17 protein-coding genes are annotated in these 16,725 nt (G+C 72.6%); 6 read left to right on the forward strand and 11 right to left on the reverse strand.

From position 1 onward, the window contains the following. Positions 1–18: 18 nt before the first annotated feature. Both ACFYR0_RS05610 and ACFYR0_RS05615 read left to right on the forward strand, forming a co-directional pair. On the forward strand, positions 19–1,749 hold the full coding sequence (locus ACFYR0_RS05610) for a cation acetate symporter (protein ID WP_389322201.1): 1,731 nt from the start codon (positions 19–21) through the stop codon (positions 1,747–1,749). After that, complete coding sequence (locus tag ACFYR0_RS05615) at positions 1,746–2,954, forward strand: sensor histidine kinase (protein WP_389322203.1); 1,209 nt, start codon at positions 1,746–1,748, stop codon at positions 2,952–2,954. The genes ACFYR0_RS05610 and ACFYR0_RS05615 overlap by 4 nt, the downstream gene beginning before the upstream one ends. An 18-nt stretch (positions 2,955–2,972) precedes the next feature. Here ACFYR0_RS05615 and ACFYR0_RS05620 read toward each other — a convergent pair whose 3' ends face one another. The 5 genes from ACFYR0_RS05620 to ACFYR0_RS05640 all read right to left on the reverse strand — a co-directional run bounded on the left by ACFYR0_RS05620 (position 2,973) and on the right by ACFYR0_RS05640 (position 7,770). After that, positions 2,973–3,143 (reverse strand): hypothetical protein, encoded by a 171-nt coding sequence (locus ACFYR0_RS05620; protein ID WP_386379593.1) that lies wholly within the window; start codon positions 3,141–3,143, stop codon positions 2,973–2,975. A 156-nt stretch (positions 3,144–3,299) separates the two neighbouring features. After that, positions 3,300–4,250 (reverse strand): cytochrome c oxidase assembly protein, encoded by a 951-nt coding sequence (locus ACFYR0_RS05625; RefSeq protein ID WP_389322206.1) that lies wholly within the window; start codon positions 4,248–4,250, stop codon positions 3,300–3,302. Positions 4,251–4,460: 210 nt separating this feature from the next. Next, the gene (locus ACFYR0_RS05630) at positions 4,461–5,486 is read right to left on the reverse strand and encodes a 6-phosphofructokinase (protein WP_386379591.1); all 1,026 of its coding nucleotides are present in this window, start codon (positions 5,484–5,486) and stop codon (positions 4,461–4,463) included. 296 nt (positions 5,487–5,782) lie between these two features. Continuing rightward, positions 5,783–6,511 carry a type 1 glutamine amidotransferase gene (locus ACFYR0_RS05635; RefSeq protein WP_386379590.1) on the reverse strand — a complete coding sequence of 243 codons (729 nt, stop codon included), beginning with the start codon at positions 6,509–6,511 and terminating at the stop codon, positions 5,783–5,785. Between the two features lie 20 nt (positions 6,512–6,531). Then, positions 6,532–7,770 carry a MurT ligase domain-containing protein gene (locus ACFYR0_RS05640; RefSeq protein WP_386379589.1) on the reverse strand — a complete coding sequence of 413 codons (1,239 nt, stop codon included), beginning with the start codon at positions 7,768–7,770 and terminating at the stop codon, positions 6,532–6,534. 158 nt (positions 7,771–7,928) lie between these two features. On the opposite strand from ACFYR0_RS05640, the gene def reads away from it, so the two are divergent. Further along, positions 7,929–8,465 (forward strand): peptide deformylase, encoded by a 537-nt coding sequence (def, locus tag ACFYR0_RS05645; RefSeq protein ID WP_389322209.1) that lies wholly within the window; start codon positions 7,929–7,931, stop codon positions 8,463–8,465. Positions 8,466–8,524: 59 nt separating this feature from the next. Here def and ACFYR0_RS05650 read toward each other — a convergent pair whose 3' ends face one another. After that, positions 8,525–9,169, reverse strand: coding sequence for a TetR family transcriptional regulator (locus tag ACFYR0_RS05650; protein WP_389322211.1), 645 nt, complete (start codon positions 9,167–9,169; stop codon positions 8,525–8,527). Positions 9,170–9,339: 170 nt separating this feature from the next. Here ACFYR0_RS05650 and ACFYR0_RS05655 point away from each other — a divergent pair, with 170 nt between their 5' ends. Further along, on the forward strand, positions 9,340–10,566 hold the full coding sequence (locus ACFYR0_RS05655) for an acyl-CoA dehydrogenase family protein (RefSeq protein WP_389322213.1): 1,227 nt from the start codon (positions 9,340–9,342) through the stop codon (positions 10,564–10,566). Positions 10,567–10,707: 141 nt separating this feature from the next. Here the strand turns inward: ACFYR0_RS05655 and ACFYR0_RS05660 are convergent, their stop codons facing one another. The 5 genes from ACFYR0_RS05660 to ACFYR0_RS05680 all read right to left on the reverse strand — a co-directional run bounded on the left by ACFYR0_RS05660 (position 10,708) and on the right by ACFYR0_RS05680 (position 15,797). Further along, positions 10,708–10,938: a DUF6213 family protein gene (locus ACFYR0_RS05660; protein WP_389322215.1), complete on the reverse strand. Its 231-nt coding sequence runs from the start codon at positions 10,936–10,938 to the stop codon at positions 10,708–10,710. A gap of 25 nt (positions 10,939–10,963) precedes the next feature. Continuing rightward, positions 10,964–12,358: an NADP-dependent succinic semialdehyde dehydrogenase gene (locus ACFYR0_RS05665; RefSeq protein ID WP_389322217.1), complete on the reverse strand. Its 1,395-nt coding sequence runs from the start codon at positions 12,356–12,358 to the stop codon at positions 10,964–10,966. Between the two features lie 70 nt (positions 12,359–12,428). Further along, a complete protein-coding gene (locus ACFYR0_RS05670; RefSeq protein WP_389322219.1) occupies positions 12,429–12,899 on the reverse strand; it encodes an NUDIX domain-containing protein in 471 nt (156 codons plus the stop codon). Further along, positions 12,896–14,434 carry an ATP-dependent DNA ligase gene (locus ACFYR0_RS05675; RefSeq protein ID WP_389322221.1) on the reverse strand — a complete coding sequence of 513 codons (1,539 nt, stop codon included), beginning with the start codon at positions 14,432–14,434 and terminating at the stop codon, positions 12,896–12,898. The genes ACFYR0_RS05670 and ACFYR0_RS05675 overlap by 4 nt, the downstream gene beginning before the upstream one ends. 397 nt (positions 14,435–14,831) lie before the next feature. After that, the gene (locus tag ACFYR0_RS05680; RefSeq protein ID WP_389322223.1) at positions 14,832–15,797 is read right to left on the reverse strand and encodes an NAD(P)/FAD-dependent oxidoreductase; all 966 of its coding nucleotides are present in this window, start codon (positions 15,795–15,797) and stop codon (positions 14,832–14,834) included. 79 nt (positions 15,798–15,876) lie between these two features. On the opposite strand from ACFYR0_RS05680, the gene ACFYR0_RS05685 reads away from it, so the two are divergent. Beyond that, on the forward strand, positions 15,877–16,449 hold the full coding sequence (locus tag ACFYR0_RS05685; protein ID WP_386379580.1) for a helix-turn-helix domain-containing protein: 573 nt from the start codon (positions 15,877–15,879) through the stop codon (positions 16,447–16,449). Between the two features lie 78 nt (positions 16,450–16,527). Continuing rightward, complete coding sequence (locus tag ACFYR0_RS05690) at positions 16,528–16,704, forward strand: hypothetical protein (protein ID WP_389322226.1); 177 nt, start codon at positions 16,528–16,530, stop codon at positions 16,702–16,704. Positions 16,705–16,725: the final 21 nt, after the last annotated feature.

Below are 16,725 nucleotides of genomic sequence, written 5' to 3' on the forward strand. Positions count from 1 at the left end.
CCCCGTGACCGACGTCCGGTGAACCCCGGCTACGCCGTACCGGCGGTCGCCCTGGTGGTCGTGGCGACGATCCTCGTCGGCGCCTTCGGCCTGCGCATCTCCCGCACCACCTCCGACTTCTACGTCGCCTCCCGCACGGTCGGCCCCCGGCTGAACGCCGCCGCCATCAGCGGCGAGTACCTGTCGGCGGCCTCCTTCCTCGGCATCGCCGGCCTCGTCCTGGTCCAAGGCCCCGACATGCTCTGGTACCCGGTCGGCTACACCGCCGGCTATCTCGTCCTGCTGCTCTTCGTCGCCGCCCCGCTGCGCCGCTCCGGCGCCTACACGCTGCCCGACTTCGCCGAGGCGCGGCTCGCCTCCCAGGCCGTACGGCGGCTCGCCGGGGCCTTCGTCGTCGGTGTGGGCTGGCTCTATCTGCTGCCCCAGCTCCAGGGCGCCGGGCTCACCCTCACCGTCCTGACCGGCGCCCCCGACTGGCTCGGCGGTGTCATCGTCGCCGTCGTCGTCACGGTCACCGTCGCGGCGGGCGGCATGCGCAGCATCACCTTCGTGCAGGCCTTCCAGTACTGGCTCAAGCTCACCGCGCTCCTCGTGCCCGCCCTCTTCCTGGTCCTGGCCTGGCAGCAGGACGGCCGCCCGAGCCACGCCTTCGAGGAGCCCGCCGCCTTCCGCGAGCAGCGCACGGTCCGCGTCGACGACAGCCTCGACCTCAAGCTCGACCGCCCCCTGACGGCCACCGTCACCGGCACCGTCGACGGCGCCCGCTACGAGGACCGCGAGACCACCCTGCCCGCCGGCACCCACCGCATCGACGGGGGCACCCGGCTCACCTTCGCCCCCGGCACCGCCGTCCCCACGGCCGAGCGCGGCGGCAACGGCGGCATGTCGACCTCCCTCGCGGCCGGCCGCGCCGAACGCCCCCTGTACGCGACGTACGGCCTGATCCTCGCCACCTTCCTCGGCACCATGGGCCTGCCCCACGTCGTCGTCCGCTTCTACACCAGCCCGCACGGTGTGGCCGCCCGCCGCACCACGGTCGCCGTCCTCGCCCTGGTCGGCGGCTTCTATCTGCTGCCGCCGGTCTACGGCGCCCTCGGCCGCCTCTACGCCCCCGAGCTGACCATCACCGGCGACGCCGACGCGGCCGTCATGCTGCTGCCGGGCCGGATGCTCGGTGGTGCCGCGGGCGACCTGCTCGGGGCGCTGGTCGCCGGGGGCGCCTTCGCCGCGTTCCTGTCCACGGCGTCCGGACTGACCATGGCCGTCGCGGGCGTCCTCACCCAGGACGTACTGCCCAGGGCCCTGCTGACGGATCTCCGCGGCGTACGGCAGTTCCGGCTGGGCACCGGCCTCGCCATGCTGGTGCCGCTGGCGGCGAGCGCGCTGGCGGGCGGGCTGCCGGTGGCGGACGCGGTCGGGCTCGCCTTCGCCGTGTCGGCGTCCTCCTTCTGCCCGCTGCTCGTCCTCGGCATCTGGTGGCGCCGGCTGACGCCGCCGGGCGCGGCCGCCGGGATGCTGGTGGGCGGAGGCTCGGCGTTCCTCGCCGTCACCGCCACCATGGCCGGCTTCCTCGGGCCGGGCGGACTGCACGCCCTGCTGGCCTGGCCCGCGCTGTGGTCGGTGCCGCTGGGCTTCCTCACCATGGTCCTGGTGTCGCTCGCCACCCCGGGCCGGGTCCCGGCGGGCACGGCGGCGATCCTCGCGCGGTTCCATCTCCCCGAGGAGCTGAGAGTGGAGGCGAAGGCGTGACCGGATTCGTGGCGGGGCTCTGCGTGGCCGTCCTGCCCCTGCTGGCGGCGGGCTTCTGGCTCGGCCGGCGCACGGCCCGCCGGGAGGGCCGAGGCGACGGCCTCGGCACACCCGTCGAGCACGCCACCTTCCAGACCCTGCACACCGCCTCGCTGGCGGCACCCTCGCTGCGGGCAGGCCTGACCGAGGAGACGGCCCGCAGGTCTGCCCGCCGACTGCGCTCCCTGCTCGGCACCGAGGCCCTGTGCCTCACCGACGAGGAACGGGTCCTGGTCTGGGACGGCGTCGGCGCGCACCACCGCGACGACATCATGGAACGCCTCGCGGGCGCGCTGGAGACCGGTCGGGGCGAGGCCTTCCCGCTGACCTGCCCCAGCCCCGCCTGCCCGGTCCGCTGGGCCGTGGTCGCCCCGCTCACCGTCGACGACCGGGTCCACGGAGCCCTGGTCGCCTGCGCGCCCCGGGAGTCCGCCGTGCTGGTCCGCGCCGCGGGCGAGGTGGCCCGCTGGGTCTCCGTCCAACTGGAACTGGCCGACCTCGACCGCTCCCGCACCCGGCTGATCGAGGCCGAGATCAAGGCCCTGCGCGCCCAGATCTCGCCCCACTTCATCTTCAACTCGCTCGCGGTGATCGCCAGCTTCGTGCGCACCGACCCCGAGCGGGCCCGGGAGCTGCTGCTGGAGTTCGCCGACTTCACCCGCTACTCGTTCCGCAGGCACGGCGACTTCACCACCCTCGCCGACGAGCTCCACGCCATCGACCAGTACCTCGCCCTGGTCCGCGCACGCTTCGGCGACCGCCTCGCCGTCACCCTCCAGATAGCACCCGAGGTGCTGCCCGTCGCGCTGCCCTTCCTCTGTCTCCAGCCGCTCGTCGAGAACGCCGTGAAGCACGGCCTCGAGGGCACGGCGGACACCTGCCGCATCGGCATCACCGCGCGGGACGCGGGCGCCGAGGCGCTGGTCGTCATCGAGGACGACGGCGCCGGCATGGACCCCGCGCTGCTGCGCCGCATCCTCGCGGGCGAGGTCAGCCCCTCCGGCGGCATCGGGCTGTGCAACGTCGACGACCGGCTCCGCCAGGTCTACGGTGACGACCACGGCCTCGTCATCGAGACCGCCCCCGGCGCCGGGATGAAGGTGACCGCCCGGCTGCCGAAGTACCAGCCGGGCGTGCACTCGGCGGCCCGCCTCGGCCGGGGCTGAACCAGGGCGCCGTACTGCTCAGGTGCTGCGGGTGGCCACCATGCCGAGGGTGATCAGACCCAGCACGACCCAGCCGAACCACAGCCAGCCGTTGCTGCCGAGCACCGCCGTGTAGGCCGTCACCATGACGAGCCCGCCGAGGGTGAGAACCCCCATGGTCTTCGTGGAGCTGTCCGTGGAACCGGGCATCGCGACACCCTCCTCGTGGTCCGTCCCTCCATGGTGCCCCGGATCCGCGCCGAAGCGGCCCCGATCCGCAAATACGTCCGGTTTCCGGCGCGGGGACAGGAGGAGAAACGGGAGAGAAGCGAGGGGGCGAGACGGGTCCCGGGCGGGGACGACCGCTCAGCGGCTGCGCGCGTTCAGCGAGGCGAGATAGGCGTTGTACGCCTCCAGCTCCTTGTCGCCGTCCCGGTCCGCGGCCCGGTCGCTGCGCTTGGCCTGCCGCTGCTCGGAGCCGTACCACTGGAACAGCAGTGCGATCAGCACCAGCACCGAGGGGATCTCGCTGAAGGCCCAGGCGATACCGCCGGCCGCGTTCTGGTCGGCGAGCGCGTCGATCCCGAGCGAGGCGGGCGGGTCGCTGTACGTCTTCACCATCGGGGTCGAGCCCATCATCAGCGCGATGCCGAAGAACGCGTGGAACGGCATGCCCGCGAACAGCTCCAGCATCCGCATCAGATACCCCGGCCGCTGCGGGCCCGGGTCGACGCCCATGATCGGCCAGAAGAAGAACACCCCGACCAGCAGGAAGTGGATCATCATCACGGTGTGGCCCGCCTGGGACCCCATCAGCGTGTCGAACAGCGGGGTGAAGTAGAGCCCGTACAGGCTCGCGATGAACATCGGGATGGTGAACGCCGGGTGCGTGACCACCCGCATGTACCGGCTGTGCAGCAGCGCCAGCAGCAGTTCCCGCGGACCCTTGCGGCCCCGTCCGGCGACGGGCAGCGCCCGCAGCGCGAGGGTGACCGGCGCGCCGAGCAGGATCAGGATCGGCGACAGCATGCTGATCACCATGTGCTGCACCATGTGCACGCTGAACATGACCATGCCGTAGTCGTTCAGCCCGGTGCACATCACCAGCGCGATGCTCAGCACCCCGGAGACGAAGGCCACGGTCCGCCCGAGCGACCAGGCGTCCCCGCGCCGCCGCAGCCGCACGACCCCCCACACGTACAGCGCGGTCCCCAGCAGACAGGCGACGAGGAAGAACCCGTCCGGCGACCACTGAAGACCGCGCCCCAGCGTGAACGGCGGCAGATCCATGGTCATGCCGTGCCCGCTGTGCTCCATAGCCGGCTCCTGCTTTCGTGGGGGGTTGTGCGCTTTGGTCCGGCACCAAGAGTAGAACCGCCCCCAGCCGCACTCGCGACCGGGGGCGGATCAGCGCAATCAGGGGCGCGGGGCTGTATCGATCACGCGGCTCCGCCGCGCGGGCGCGACAAGCCACGACGAACCCGCACCCGCACCACGGGCCGGAGGAAACCGCCGACCGCCGGACGGCTAGAGCACGCACTCCGCCTCGGCGTACCGCCCCTCCGGCACCGTCTTCAGCGTCTGCACGGCCTCGGCCAGCGACACCATGACGATGTCCGTGCCCCGCAGAGCCGTCATCTTCCCGAACTCACCCCGGTGCACGGCCTCCACCGCGTGCCACCCGAACCGCGTCGCCAGCACCCGGTCGTACGCGGTCGGCGTACCACCGCGCTGCACATGCCCGAGGATGACCGGACGGGCCTCCTTGCCGAGCCGCCGCTCGAGTTCGACCGAGAGCTGCCGGGCGATGCCCGCGAACCGCTCGTGGCCGTAGATGTCCTTGCCGCCCTCGTCGAACTCCATGCTCCCGGCCCGCGGCTTGGCACCCTCCGCGGCGACCACGATCGCGAACCGCTTGCCCGCCTCGAACCGCTCGCCGACCACGGTGGCGAGTTCCTCGATGTCGAAGGGCCGCTCGGGCACCACGATGGCGTGGGCACCCGCGGCCATGCCGGAGTGCAGGGCGATCCAGCCGGTGTGCCGTCCCATGACCTCGACGACGAGCACCCGCTGGTGGGACTCGGCGGTGGTCTTGAGCCGGTCGAGGGCCTCGGTCGCCACACCGACGGCCGTGTCGAAGCCGAAGGTGACGTCCGTGACAGCGATGTCGTTGTCGATGGTCTTCGGCACGCCGACGACGGGCAGACCGCTGTCGGACATGAGCCGGGCCGCCTTGAGCGTGCCCTCGCCGCCGATCGGGATGATCGCGTCGAGTCCGAGGTCCGCGACATGGCCCTTGGCCCGCTCGACCCCGTCCCGCAGATGGGACGGCTGGACGCGGGAGGAACCGAGGATGGTTCCGCCGCGGGCGAGGATGCCGCCCACCGCGTCCAGGTCGAGCTTCATGTAGTCGCACTCCAGGAGGCCCTTCCAGCCGTCCCGGAAGCCGATGACCTCGTCGCCGTGGTCGACGACGGCACGGTGCACGACGGACCGGATGACGGCGTTCAGGCCGGGGCAGTCGCCGCCGGACGTGAGGACACCAATGCGCATAGCCCGAAATACCTTTGCAACGTGGGGGCCGAGGACCGGACCACGTCGTCCGGCTTGATCCCGGTCACCCTACCGGCGTGAGGGGGTCGCACCACCATGGGCGTCCGCCTGGTGGACGTGCCCGCACATGTGAGCGGACGGCCTGTCAGAGGGGCCCTCGCAGTACGGTGACGGAGCCTTCTTTCCTCCGTCTTTCCTCCGCGTTTCGGGCATCTGGAGAGCGGTCGACGGGACATGAAAGAAGAGCCGCCCGGGGCCACGGGGGCCCAGGGCGGCTCGTGCGACGCCGTACGGGGTCAGGCGGGCTGCTGCGCGGCGGCGATGCGCTCGTTGCGCAGCGCCTCGTACCAGCGGTCGTCGATCGGCGGCAGGGCGTTGACGTCGAGCGCCAGCTTCAGCAGCAGGTCGGCGATCAGCGGGTTGCGCGCGAGCACCGGCCCGTGCATGTACGTGCCGAACACGGTGTCGTTGTACGCCCCCTCCGTGCCGTCCCCCGTGCCGTTGCCCTTGCCCAGGCGGACCCGGGCGAACGGACGGGCGGTGGGGCCGAGCTGGGTGACGCCCTGGTGGTTCTCGAAGCCCGTCAGCGGGGGCAGGCCCAGCCGCGGGTCGATGTCGCCTAGGACGTCGCCGACGCACCGCTCGCCCGTCCCGCGCACCGTGGTGACGTCCAGCAGCCCGAGGCCGGGCTCCCGCTGGCCGAGGTCGTTGACGAACTCGTGGCCGAGGATCTGGTACCCGGCGCACACCGCGAACACGATCGCGCCGTTCTGCACCGCCTGGTACAGATGTCCGTCGCGGCGCAGCCGCTCGGCAGCCAGCCGCTGCGGCCGGTCCTCGCCGCCGCCGATCAGGTAGATGTCGCCGGACGTCGGGATCGGCTGGTCGCTGCGCACGTCCATCCGGGCCACGTCGAGACCGCGCTGGCGGGCCCGCCGCTCGACGACGAGCGCGTTGCCCTGGTCGCCGTAGGTGCTGAGCAGGTCGGGGTAGATCCACACCAGCCGCAGTTGGTTGTCGCTCATGAAGTGATCGTCCTCCCTGTTCAGTTGCCGACGATCCGGCGCAGGTCCTGGAACGCGGTGTAGTTCGCGATGACCTCGATCCGGCCGGGCGGGGCCTGCTGGACGGCCTGGTCGAGGTTCTCGCAGACCTGGAAGTGCTGGTTCGCGACCTCCAGACGCACCGCGAGGTCCAGCTTCCGGTCGCCGATCACGAAGATCGGGTGGCCGGTCAGGCGGGTGTAGTCGACGTCCCACAGCCACGAGGTGTCGGTGCCGTCGGCGCCGCGCGCGTTCACGGACAGGATCACCGGGGTCGGCGGCGGGTCGATCAGGGAGAACGTCTCCAGCCAGCCCGCGGGGTTCTTGGCGAGCAGCAGCCGCAGATCGCGCTGCATGTACTGCACCACGTCGTAGCGTCCGGCGACGGCCTGCACCTGGTACATCCGCTCCAGGGCGACCTGCGGCGGCACGCCGAACACGGCGGCGACGGCGGCCGAGGAGGCGGCGTTGGCCTTGTTGGCGCGGCCCGGCAGCTGGAGATGGATCGGCCAGGCGGAGCCGTGCGGGTCGAGGACGTGGTCGCCGGAGAGCGCCCAGGTCGGGTTCGGGCGGCGGAAGCCGCAGTCGCCGCAGAACCAGTCGTCGCCGGGGCGCTGCATCACACCGCCGCAGGACGGGCACGACCAGGCGTCGTCCTTCCACATCTGGCCGGCGGCGACCCAGATCACGTTCGGCGAGGAGGACGCGGCCCACACGACCAGCGGGTCGTCGGCGTTCGCCACGATCACCGCCTTGGAGCCCGCGAGACCCTCGCGCCAGTTCTCCGCGAGCATGCGGGTCTCCGCGGCGCGGTCGAGCTGGTCGCGCGAGAGGTTGAGGAGGGCGATGCACTTCGGGGCGGTGTCCCGGGCGACACCAGCGAGGTACTTCTCGTCGACCTCGATCACGCCGAACTTCGACTCCGAGCCGCCCGCCAGCGCCGAGGTGATACCGGCCGGCATGTTGGCGCCGAGGGCGTTGGACACGACCGGTCCGGCCGCGCGCAGCGCCTCGGCGATGAGCCGGGTGGTGGTGGTCTTGCCGTTGGTCGCCGAGACCAGGACCACGTCCAGGTTCTGTGCCAGCCGGGCGAGCAGGTCGGGGTCGAGCTTGAGGGCCACCCGTCCGCCGATCACCGAACCGCTCCCGCGCCCCGCGGCACGGGATGCCGCCGCGACAGCCTTGCCGGCGGTCACGGCGAGCTTGGCCCGCGGAGTGAGCGGGTCCGAATTGCCTGCCATCAGTCCTCGATCCTCCTTGCTTACGCGCCGCTTCGAAAGCCTCGACGGCCACGTGGTGTGGCCTCAGCCTATCGAGATCCACTCACGTGCCCGAATCGCGGCACCGTCACGATCCAGGCACGCACCTGTCGCGACCTGCAGACCGTACCCTTGCCGCCATGCGACAAGGCTTCATCCCGGGCGCCCGCGGGCGGGTCCGGCCCCTCACCCTGCTCGGTTCCCCGGTGCTCCACACCCCCTGCGCCGAGGTCACCGACTTCGGCCCCGGACTCGCCGCCCTCGTCGAGGACTTGTTCGCCACGATGTACGCCGCCGAGGGCGTGGGCCTGGCCGCCAACCAGGTGGGGGAGTCACTGCGCGTCTTCGTCTACGACTGTCCCGACGACGAAGACGTACGGCATCTCGGGCATGTCGTGAACCCCCGGCTCGTCGCGGTGGACGGTGTGGAGATCCGCGGCCCGGAGGGCTGTCTGTCCCTGCCGGGGCTGGAGGCGGGCACGGTCCGCCACGACCACGCCGTGGTCGAGGGCTTCACGGTGACGGGTGAGCCCGTCACGATCCACGGCACGGGCTGGTTCGCCCGCTGCCTCCAGCACGAGTGCGACCACCTGGACGGGACGGTCTACGCGGACCGGGTGACGGGCCGGCGCCATCGCCGGCTGATGAGGCAGGTGGCCAAGTCGCCCTGGAGCTGAGCCTCCGGGGCGCGGGCCCCCACGGCGGACGCGGGCGATTCCGTGAGACGCGGCCTGAGTCAGAACCCGGGCCCGCCGACCCGGTCCCCGGCGGCGGCCAACCGCCCCCACAGCAGGTCCGCCAGACTCCGTACCAGTTCGGCCCGGGAGCAGGGGCGTTCGCCCAGCCACCAGTCACCGGCGGCGTGCATCATGCCGACGATGCCGTGCCCCCACACCCTGGCCAGCTGCTGCGACCCCGGTCCGAGGTCCAGCCGTTCCTCGATGACCGTGGCCAGTTCCTCGCCCATGCGCCGCAGCACCGGGGCGGAGTACCTGCCGATGTCGAACCCGGCGTCGCCCGGCTGGCCGCCCTCCGAGGGGTGCATCAGGAACCGGTAGACCTGGGGCCGGGCCTCGATCGCGGCGAGGTAGGTGTCGAGGGTCGCCTCCACCCGCTCGCGCCGGTCCGCGGGCGCGTCCAGGGCGGCCCGCAGCGAGTCCAGCAGGGCGTCGGTGTGCCGCTTGGCGAGGGCGGCGTACAGACCGCCCTTGTCCCCGAAGTGCCGGTAGAGGATCGGCTTGGTGATCCCGGCCTCCGCGGCGATGGCGTTCATGGAGGCCTGGGGGCCGTCCCGGAGCACCACTCGGTCCGCGGCCTCCAGCAGCTCGCGCCGTCGGCGGTCGGCGGACCTCTGCTGCTCGGTCCGCTGCGTGGTGTCCATGTGCTCTCCCCACCCGTGCTGATTCGGTGACGCCAGCGCAAACTAACACTCGGGACGTCCCGCGCATCGAACGGGATGCCGAGGAACCACGATGAGTTGACTTTTCCTACTCGTCGGTAACAGACTGCGGTTACCGCAAGTAACGCGCAGGTGCCGCCGCTGGAGGGGACATGGCCGAGTTCACCATGGAGCTCAACGACGAACAGAAGGAGGTCCGCGACTGGCTGCACGGCTTCGCCGCCGATGTCATCCGGCCCGCGGCCGCCGAATGGGACGAGCGTGAGGAGACCCCCTGGCCGGTCATCCAGGAGGCCGCCAAGGTCGGCATCTACTCCCTGGACTTCTACGCCCAGCAGTACTTCGACCCGACCGGCCTCGGCATTCCGATGGCCATGGAGGAGCTGTTCTGGGGCGACGCCGGTATCGCCCTGTCCATCGTCGGCACCGGTCTCGCCGCCGTAGGCGTCCTCGCCAACGGCACGGAGGAGCAGATCGGCACCTGGATCCCCCAGATGTACGGCGACGCCAACGACGTCAAGGTCGCCGCGTTCTGCTCCTCCGAGCCGGACGCCGGTTCCGACGTCGGCTCGATGCGCACCCGCGCGGTGTACGACGAGGCCACCGACGAATGGGTGATCAACGGCACGAAGACCTGGGCGACGAACGGCGGCATCGCCAACGTCCACGTGGTCGTCGCGGTCGTCGACCCGGAGCTCGGCTCCAAGGGCCACGCCTCCTTCATCGTCCCGCCGAACACCCCCGGCCTCTCCCAGGGCCAGAAGTTCAAGAAGCACGGCATCCGCGCCTCGCACACCGCCGAGGTCGTCCTGGACCAGGTACGGGTGCCGGGCTCCTGCCTGCTGGGCGGCAAGGAGAAGCTGGACGAGCGGCTGGCCCGCGCCCGCGAGCGCGCCAGGTCCGGCGGCGAGCGCGTGAAGAACGCGGCCATGGCCACCTTCGAGGCCTCGCGCCCCGCGGTCGGCGCCATGGCGGTCGGCACCGCCCGTGCCGCGTACGAGGTCGCCCTCGACTACGCCAGGACCCGCGAGCAGTTCGGCCGGCCCATCATCGACAACCAGGGCGTCGCCTTCCAGCTCGCGGACATGCGCACCTCGGTCGACGCGGCCCGGCTGCTCGTCTGGCGCGCCTCCTGGATGGCGGTCAACGGCAAGCCGTTCACCGCGGCCGAGGGCTCCATGTCGAAGCTGTTCGCCTCCGAGACCGCCAAGCAGGTCACCGCCCAGGCGATCCAGATCCTCGGCGGCAACGGCTACACCCGTGAGTACCCGGTGGAGCGGATGCACCGCGACTCGGCGATCTACACGATCTTCGAGGGCACCAGCGAGATCCAGCGCCTGGTCATCGCCCGCACCCTCGCCGGGCTGCCCATCCGCTGACCGCGGTCTCTCCGCGCCGCCCGGAGGCGAGCCCGTCCGGCTCGCCCTCCGGGGCGGAGAACGACTCCCCGCCCCGGACGCGTACCCGGGTGGCGCCGCCGGACCCCGGCGGGGCGAGCACCCGGAACGGGGAGGCCGGACTCAGGACTGCCCGCTGCTGTGGGCGATACAGGCCACGTCGATCCGGTCGGCCAGCTTCGCCAGCTCGATCGTCAGGGCGGCGACCGTCTCCTCGTCGAGCTCCCGGTCCCCGGCCTCGACCAGATGCACCCAGCGCGCGCCCATCGTGCGCAGCAGCTTGCTCACATCGGCCGCGGCCACCTGCAGGGCCCCACGGTCGTCGACAATCAGCGGCAGAGTCACTTCGCGCACATCGGCGATCGTAACCGCGCGACCGTCACGCACCGTGCCAAACCGTCGTGATGTTGCAGAACTCGCGGATTCCGTGCCCGGACAGCTCACGCCCGTACCCCGAGCTCTTCACACCGCCGAACGGGAACGCCGGATGCGAGGCGGTCATGCCGTTGACGTAGACCGCGCCCGCCTCCAGATCCCGGACGAACCGGTCCACTTCGGCCTCGTCGCGGGTCCAGACGTTCGAACTCAGCCCGAACGGCGAGTCGTTGGCGATGAGCACGGCCTCGTCCAGGTCGCCCGCCCGGTACAGCGTCGCCACCGGACCGAACGCCTCCTCGCGGTGGATGCGCATCTCGCGGGTGATCCCGGCCAGCACCGTCGGCGGGTAGTACCAGCCCGGCAGCTCGGGACGGCGCAGCCGGTGACCGCCGCACAGCAGGTCCGCCCCGCTGCGTGTCGCGTCGTCCACCAGCTCCTCCACGTCCGCGCGCCCCTGCTCGGTGGCGAGCGGACCGACGTCCGTGTCCTCCTCCATCGGGTCACCGACCTTGAGCGCCTTCATCGCGGTCACGAACCGTTCGGCGAAGGCGTCGTAGACGTCCGTGTGCACGATGAACCGCTTCGCGGCGATACAGGACTGCCCGTTGTTCTGCACCCGCGCGGTCACCGCTGTCTGCGCGGCCCGGTCGAGGTCGGCGGAGGGCATCACGACGTAAGGGTCGCTGCCGCCGAGCTCCAGGACGGTCTTCTTGATCATCTCGCCGGAGGTGGAGGCGACAGCCCGGCCGGCCGGCTCACTGCCCGTGAGCGTCGCCGCCCGGACCCGCTCGTCGCGCAGGACGCCGTCCACCTGGGCGGCGCCGATCAGCAGGGTCTGGAAACAGCCCTCCGTGAAGCCCGCCCGGTGGAACAGGTCCTCCAGGTACAGCGCGGTCTGCGGCACGTTCGACGCGTGCTTCAGCAGGCCCACGTTGCCCGCCATCAGCGCGGGCGCGGCGAACCGGATCACCTGCCACAGCGGGAAGTTCCACGGCATCACCGCGAGCACCGGCCCGAGCGGGCGGTAGCGCACCCGCACCCGGGACGCCCCGGAGTCCCGTACGTCCGAGGCGGCGGGCTCCTCGTCGGCGAGCAGCGCCTCGGCGTTCTCCGCGTACCAGCGCATGGCCTTGGCGCACTTGGCGGCCTCGGCCCGGGCCTGCTTGACCGGCTTGCCCATCTCGGTGGTCATCACCCGCCCGATGTCCTGCTGGTCGGCGTCCAGCAGCTCGGCGGCCCGGTTCAGCAGCCGGGCGCGGTCGGCGAAGGCGCTCGTGCGGTACGTACGGAACGTGGCCTCGGCGAGCTGGAGCCGGCGTTCCAGCTCCTCGTCCCCCATGGCCTCGTACGTCTTGAGCGTCTCGCCGTTCGCCGGGTTCACCGTAGCGATGGGCATGACCGGACCTCCCTGGGTGGGCTGTGTCTCGACGATCCCGCGCCCCGGCCGGGGCCGCAACGCGTGGACGTCAGGGCGAGTGTTCCGCGAGGCGGTCGAGAAACGCGGCCTGCGCGGAGACGACGACCTCGCGGGCTCTTTCCAGGCCGTACCAGGCGACCCGGTCCAGCTCGGGGAACTCCTGGGTGCGGCCCGAGCGCGGCGGCCACTCCATGGTGAACGTGCCGGGGACCACCGTGGCCGGGTCCAGGTCCGCCTCGACCGCCCACACCGTGACGACCTTGCCGCCCCGCTGCCGCACCTCGCCGAGCGGTACGGCCGCACCGTCCGGCGGCTCCAGGCCCAGCTCCTCGTGGAACTCGCGCCGGGCCGCCTCCCAGGCGGGTTCCTCCGAGTCGTACTCGCCCTTGGGGACCGTCCACGCGCCGGCGTCCTTCCGTGCGAAGAACGGACCGCCCATGTGGCCGAGCAGCACCTCAAGGCCGTCCTCGCCGTGGCGGTACAGCAGCAGGCCCGCGCTGCGCCCGCCCGCGGCGCTCACGGCCGCACCTCCGGGTGGGCGGCCAGCAGGGTCTCCACGGTGTCCGCCTCCTCAGGCCGCTTGTCCTCCCGGTAGCGCACCACCCGGGCGAAGCGCAGCGTGACGCCCGCCGGGTAGCGGGAGGACCGCTGGAGACCGTCGTAGGCGATCTCGACGACGAGTTCGGGGCGTACGGTCACCACCCAGCCGTCGTCCTTCACCGCGATCCCCCGGAGCCGCTCGGTCTGCCAGGCCAGCATCGCGTCGGTCATTCCCTTGAACGTCTTGCCGAGCATGGCGTACGAGCCGTCGGCGCGGCGGGCGCCGAGATGGAGGTTGGACAGCTTGCCGGTGCGGCGGCCGTTGCCCCACTCGACGGCCAGGACGACCAGGTCGAGGGTGTGCACGGGTTTCACCTTGAGCCAGGACGCTCCCCTTCGGCCCGCGCTGTAGGGGGCGTCGAGGGCCTTCACGACGACGCCCTCGTGGCCGCGGCGCAGGGTCCCGGCGAGGAAGTCCTCGGCCGGGGCCACGTCGTCGGCGCCCGCGGCGAGGGCGCGGCGCACCCGCATCGGCTCGGGCACCAGCCGGGCCAGCTCCGCGTGCCGCTCGGTGAACGGCAGGTCGAGGAGGTCGCGGCCGTCGACGGACAGGGCGTCGAAGAAGACGGGGGAGACGGGCACGGACTCGGCCGCCGTCGCCACGTCGACGCGGGAGCCCACCCGCCCGGCGGTCTCCTGGAAGGAGCGGGGCCGGCCCTCCGCGTCGAACGACAGCACCTCCCCGTCCAGGACGAACCGCTCGCCCGCGAGACCCAGCGCCGCCGCCGTCACCTCGGGCAGCCGGTCCGTGATCTCGTCGAGGGTGCGGGTGTAGACGCGTACGTCGGTGCCGTCGCGGTGCACCTGGACACGGATGCCGTCCAGCTTCTCCTCGACCGCGCACGCGCCGAGCCTGCCGACGGCCTCGGCCACCGAGGCGGCGGTCTGCGCGAGCATCGGCAGGACCGGGCGGCCTACGGTGAGCCGGAAGCGGTCCAGGGCGGGCGGGCCGTCGGCGAGCAGCGCCTCGGCCACGGCCTGCAGCGACCCGGCCAGCATCACCGCACGGCGTACCTCGGCGGCCCCGGCCCCCGTCGCCTGCGCCAGCCCCTCGATCGCGACCGCGTCGAGCGCGCCCTGCCGGACCTCGCCGGTGATCAGGCCGAGCAGGAAGCGCTGTTCGTCCGCCGTGGCCGCGCCCATCAACTCACCCACCAGCCTCGCGCGTTCGGCCTGCGAGCCGGGGCCGGAGAGCGCGCCGAGCTCGGTGAGCCGGGCGTCCACCTCGCGCACGGTCAGGCCCGGCCCGGCGGCCGGTTCGACCGGCCGGCTCAGCGTCTTCCAGCCGACCCCGAGCCGCCCCTGCGGCAGCCGGCCCGCGAGATACGGGATGACGACCGGCGCGTCCCGCGCGTCCGCCTCCCGGAACAGTCCGGCGAGCAGAGCGATCTTGCGAGACCTCGCCGACGCGGCGGCGACCTCCCGCGACACCTCGGCAACCCGACTCAACAACATGCAGTCATGGTGCGCCGCCCCGCCCTCAGAGGCGCGGGGAACGGCGCGACCGGCCGACCACGCCCCGCACCCGAGGCGGCCGGGGCCCTGGGCGGCGGCCCGTCTCTCAAGGGGCGCGGGGAACGGCGCGACCAGCCCCCACGACCCGCACCCGCGATGGAACGGCCCGCCCCTGAGGGGTGCGGGGAACGGCGCGACCGGCCGACCACGCCCCGCACCCGAGGCGGCCGGGGCTTGGGCGGCGCCCCATTTTCAAGGGGCGCGGGGAACTGCGCGATCAGCCCACCACGACCCGCACCCGCGATGGAACGGCCCGCCCCTGAGGGGCGCGGGGAACGGCGCGACCGGCCGACCACGCCCCGCACCCGCGACGCCCCCGGCAGGGCAACGCCCCACGTCACGCCCCCGCGTCAAGGTCCGCGAACAGCAACTCCCCGTTCACCGCGGCACCAGCCCGATACCCACGGCTCGCCGCGTTCACCACCTGCTCGGCGAAGCCCGACGCGTTGCCCGCCGCCCACACCCCCGCGACACTGGTCAGACCCCGCTCGTCGATCACGGGGTACGTGCCGAACGGCGTCTCGTCCATCTCCGCGCCCAGCTTCACGAACAGCTCCGTGCACGGCACCGGCCGGGGCGCCACGAACAGCACCTCACGCTCGTACGCCGTGCCGTCCGCGAGCCGGACAGCGGTCAGCCGGTCGTCCTCCACCACCAGCCCCGCCACCCGGCCGGGCACGACCTTCACCCCGGCCGCCGCGAGCCGGCGCACGTCCTGCTCGGACAGCTCCGACCCGGCGACCTCGTGCAGGAACAGCGTGACGTCCTCGGACCACTGGGACACCATCAGCGCCTGGTGCACGCTCAGCGCGTTCGCGGCCAGCACCCCGAACGCCCGGTCACGGACCTCCCAGCCGTGGCAGTACGGGCAGTGCAGCACATCGCGGCCGAAGCGCTCGGCGACGCCCGCCACCGCCGGGAGCTCGTCCCGCAGACCGGTCGCGACGACCAGACGCCGGGCCCGTACGGTCCGGCCGCTGTCGAGCGTGACGGTGAAGTCCCCGTCCCCGTCCCTCGCGACGTCCGTCACCCGGTCCCGGACGAGCCCGACGCCGTACCGGGCGATCTCCTCGCGCCCGGCCGCCAGGAACTCGGCGGGCGGCATCCCGTCACGGGTGAGATAGCCCTGCATGTGCGCGGCGGGCGCGTTGCGCGGCTCGCCCGCGTCGATGACGAGGGTGCGGCGCCGGGCCCGGCCCAGCACCAGCGCCGCGGACAGCCCCGCCGCGCCCCCGCCGACGACGATCACCTCGTACGTCACGGCGTTCTCCCTCCTCTCGTCCGGCCCGGTCTTCTCGGTCATCGTGACCACCTCCTGACGAGAAGGTCGCCCCGGCCTCACCGGATTGACAAACCAGTTTGCCGAAACTGCAATGTCGGCCATGACCACCGAAGACGTTCTCGCGGAAGTGGGCCCCCGGCTGCGGCGGCTGCGCAAGGAGCGGGAGGTGACCCTCGCCGGGCTGTCCGAGGCGACGGGGATCTCCGTGAGCACCCTGTCCCGGCTGGAGTCAGGGCAGCGCAAGCCCTCCCTGGAACTGCTGCTCCCGATCGCGCAGGCCCACCAGGTGCCCCTGGACGAGCTGGTCGGCGCGCCGCCGGTCGGCGACCCCCGGGTGCGGGCCGCCCCGATCGTGCGGTACGGGCGCACCCACTGGCCGCTCACCCGCCAGCCGGGCGGGCTCCAGGCCTTCAAGGTGCTCGAGCCCCAGCGCTCCCTGGAGCCCGACCCGCGCACCCACGAGGGCTACGAGTGGCTGTACGTCCTGTCCGGCAGGCTGCGTCTGGTGCTCGGCGAGCACGACGTGGTGCTCGGGGCGGGGGAGGCCGCCGAGTTCGACACCCGGGTGCCGCACTGGTTCGGGTCGACGGGGGAGGGGCCGGTGGAGTTCCTGAGCCTGTTCGGGCCGCAGGGGGAGCGGATGCACGTCCGGGCGCGGCCGAAGAACGCGTAGCCGGCCTCGCGGGGAGCGAGGGGACCCGGGGGGCGCGTCGCTCCCCGCGAGGCCGGCTGCCGGGGCTTCCCGGAGGAGGTGGTCACCTGGCTGTACTACGTCCGCACGGCCCGGGTGCCGGGATTCTCCCTGGCCGAGATCGGCCGGCACGGCGAGGAAGTGCGCGAAGCGCCCGGCACCGCCGAGGCGCTGTCCGCCCACGCCGGCCGACTTTGCCGGAAAGGGCTGTTCCCTGATCGGCAAGCGACCGCTTAGTATGCCCTCGACCCGGTCGTA

Source organism: Streptomyces sp. NPDC005017, assembly GCF_042873115.1.
Taxonomy (GTDB): domain Bacteria; phylum Actinomycetota; class Actinomycetes; order Streptomycetales; family Streptomycetaceae; genus Streptomyces.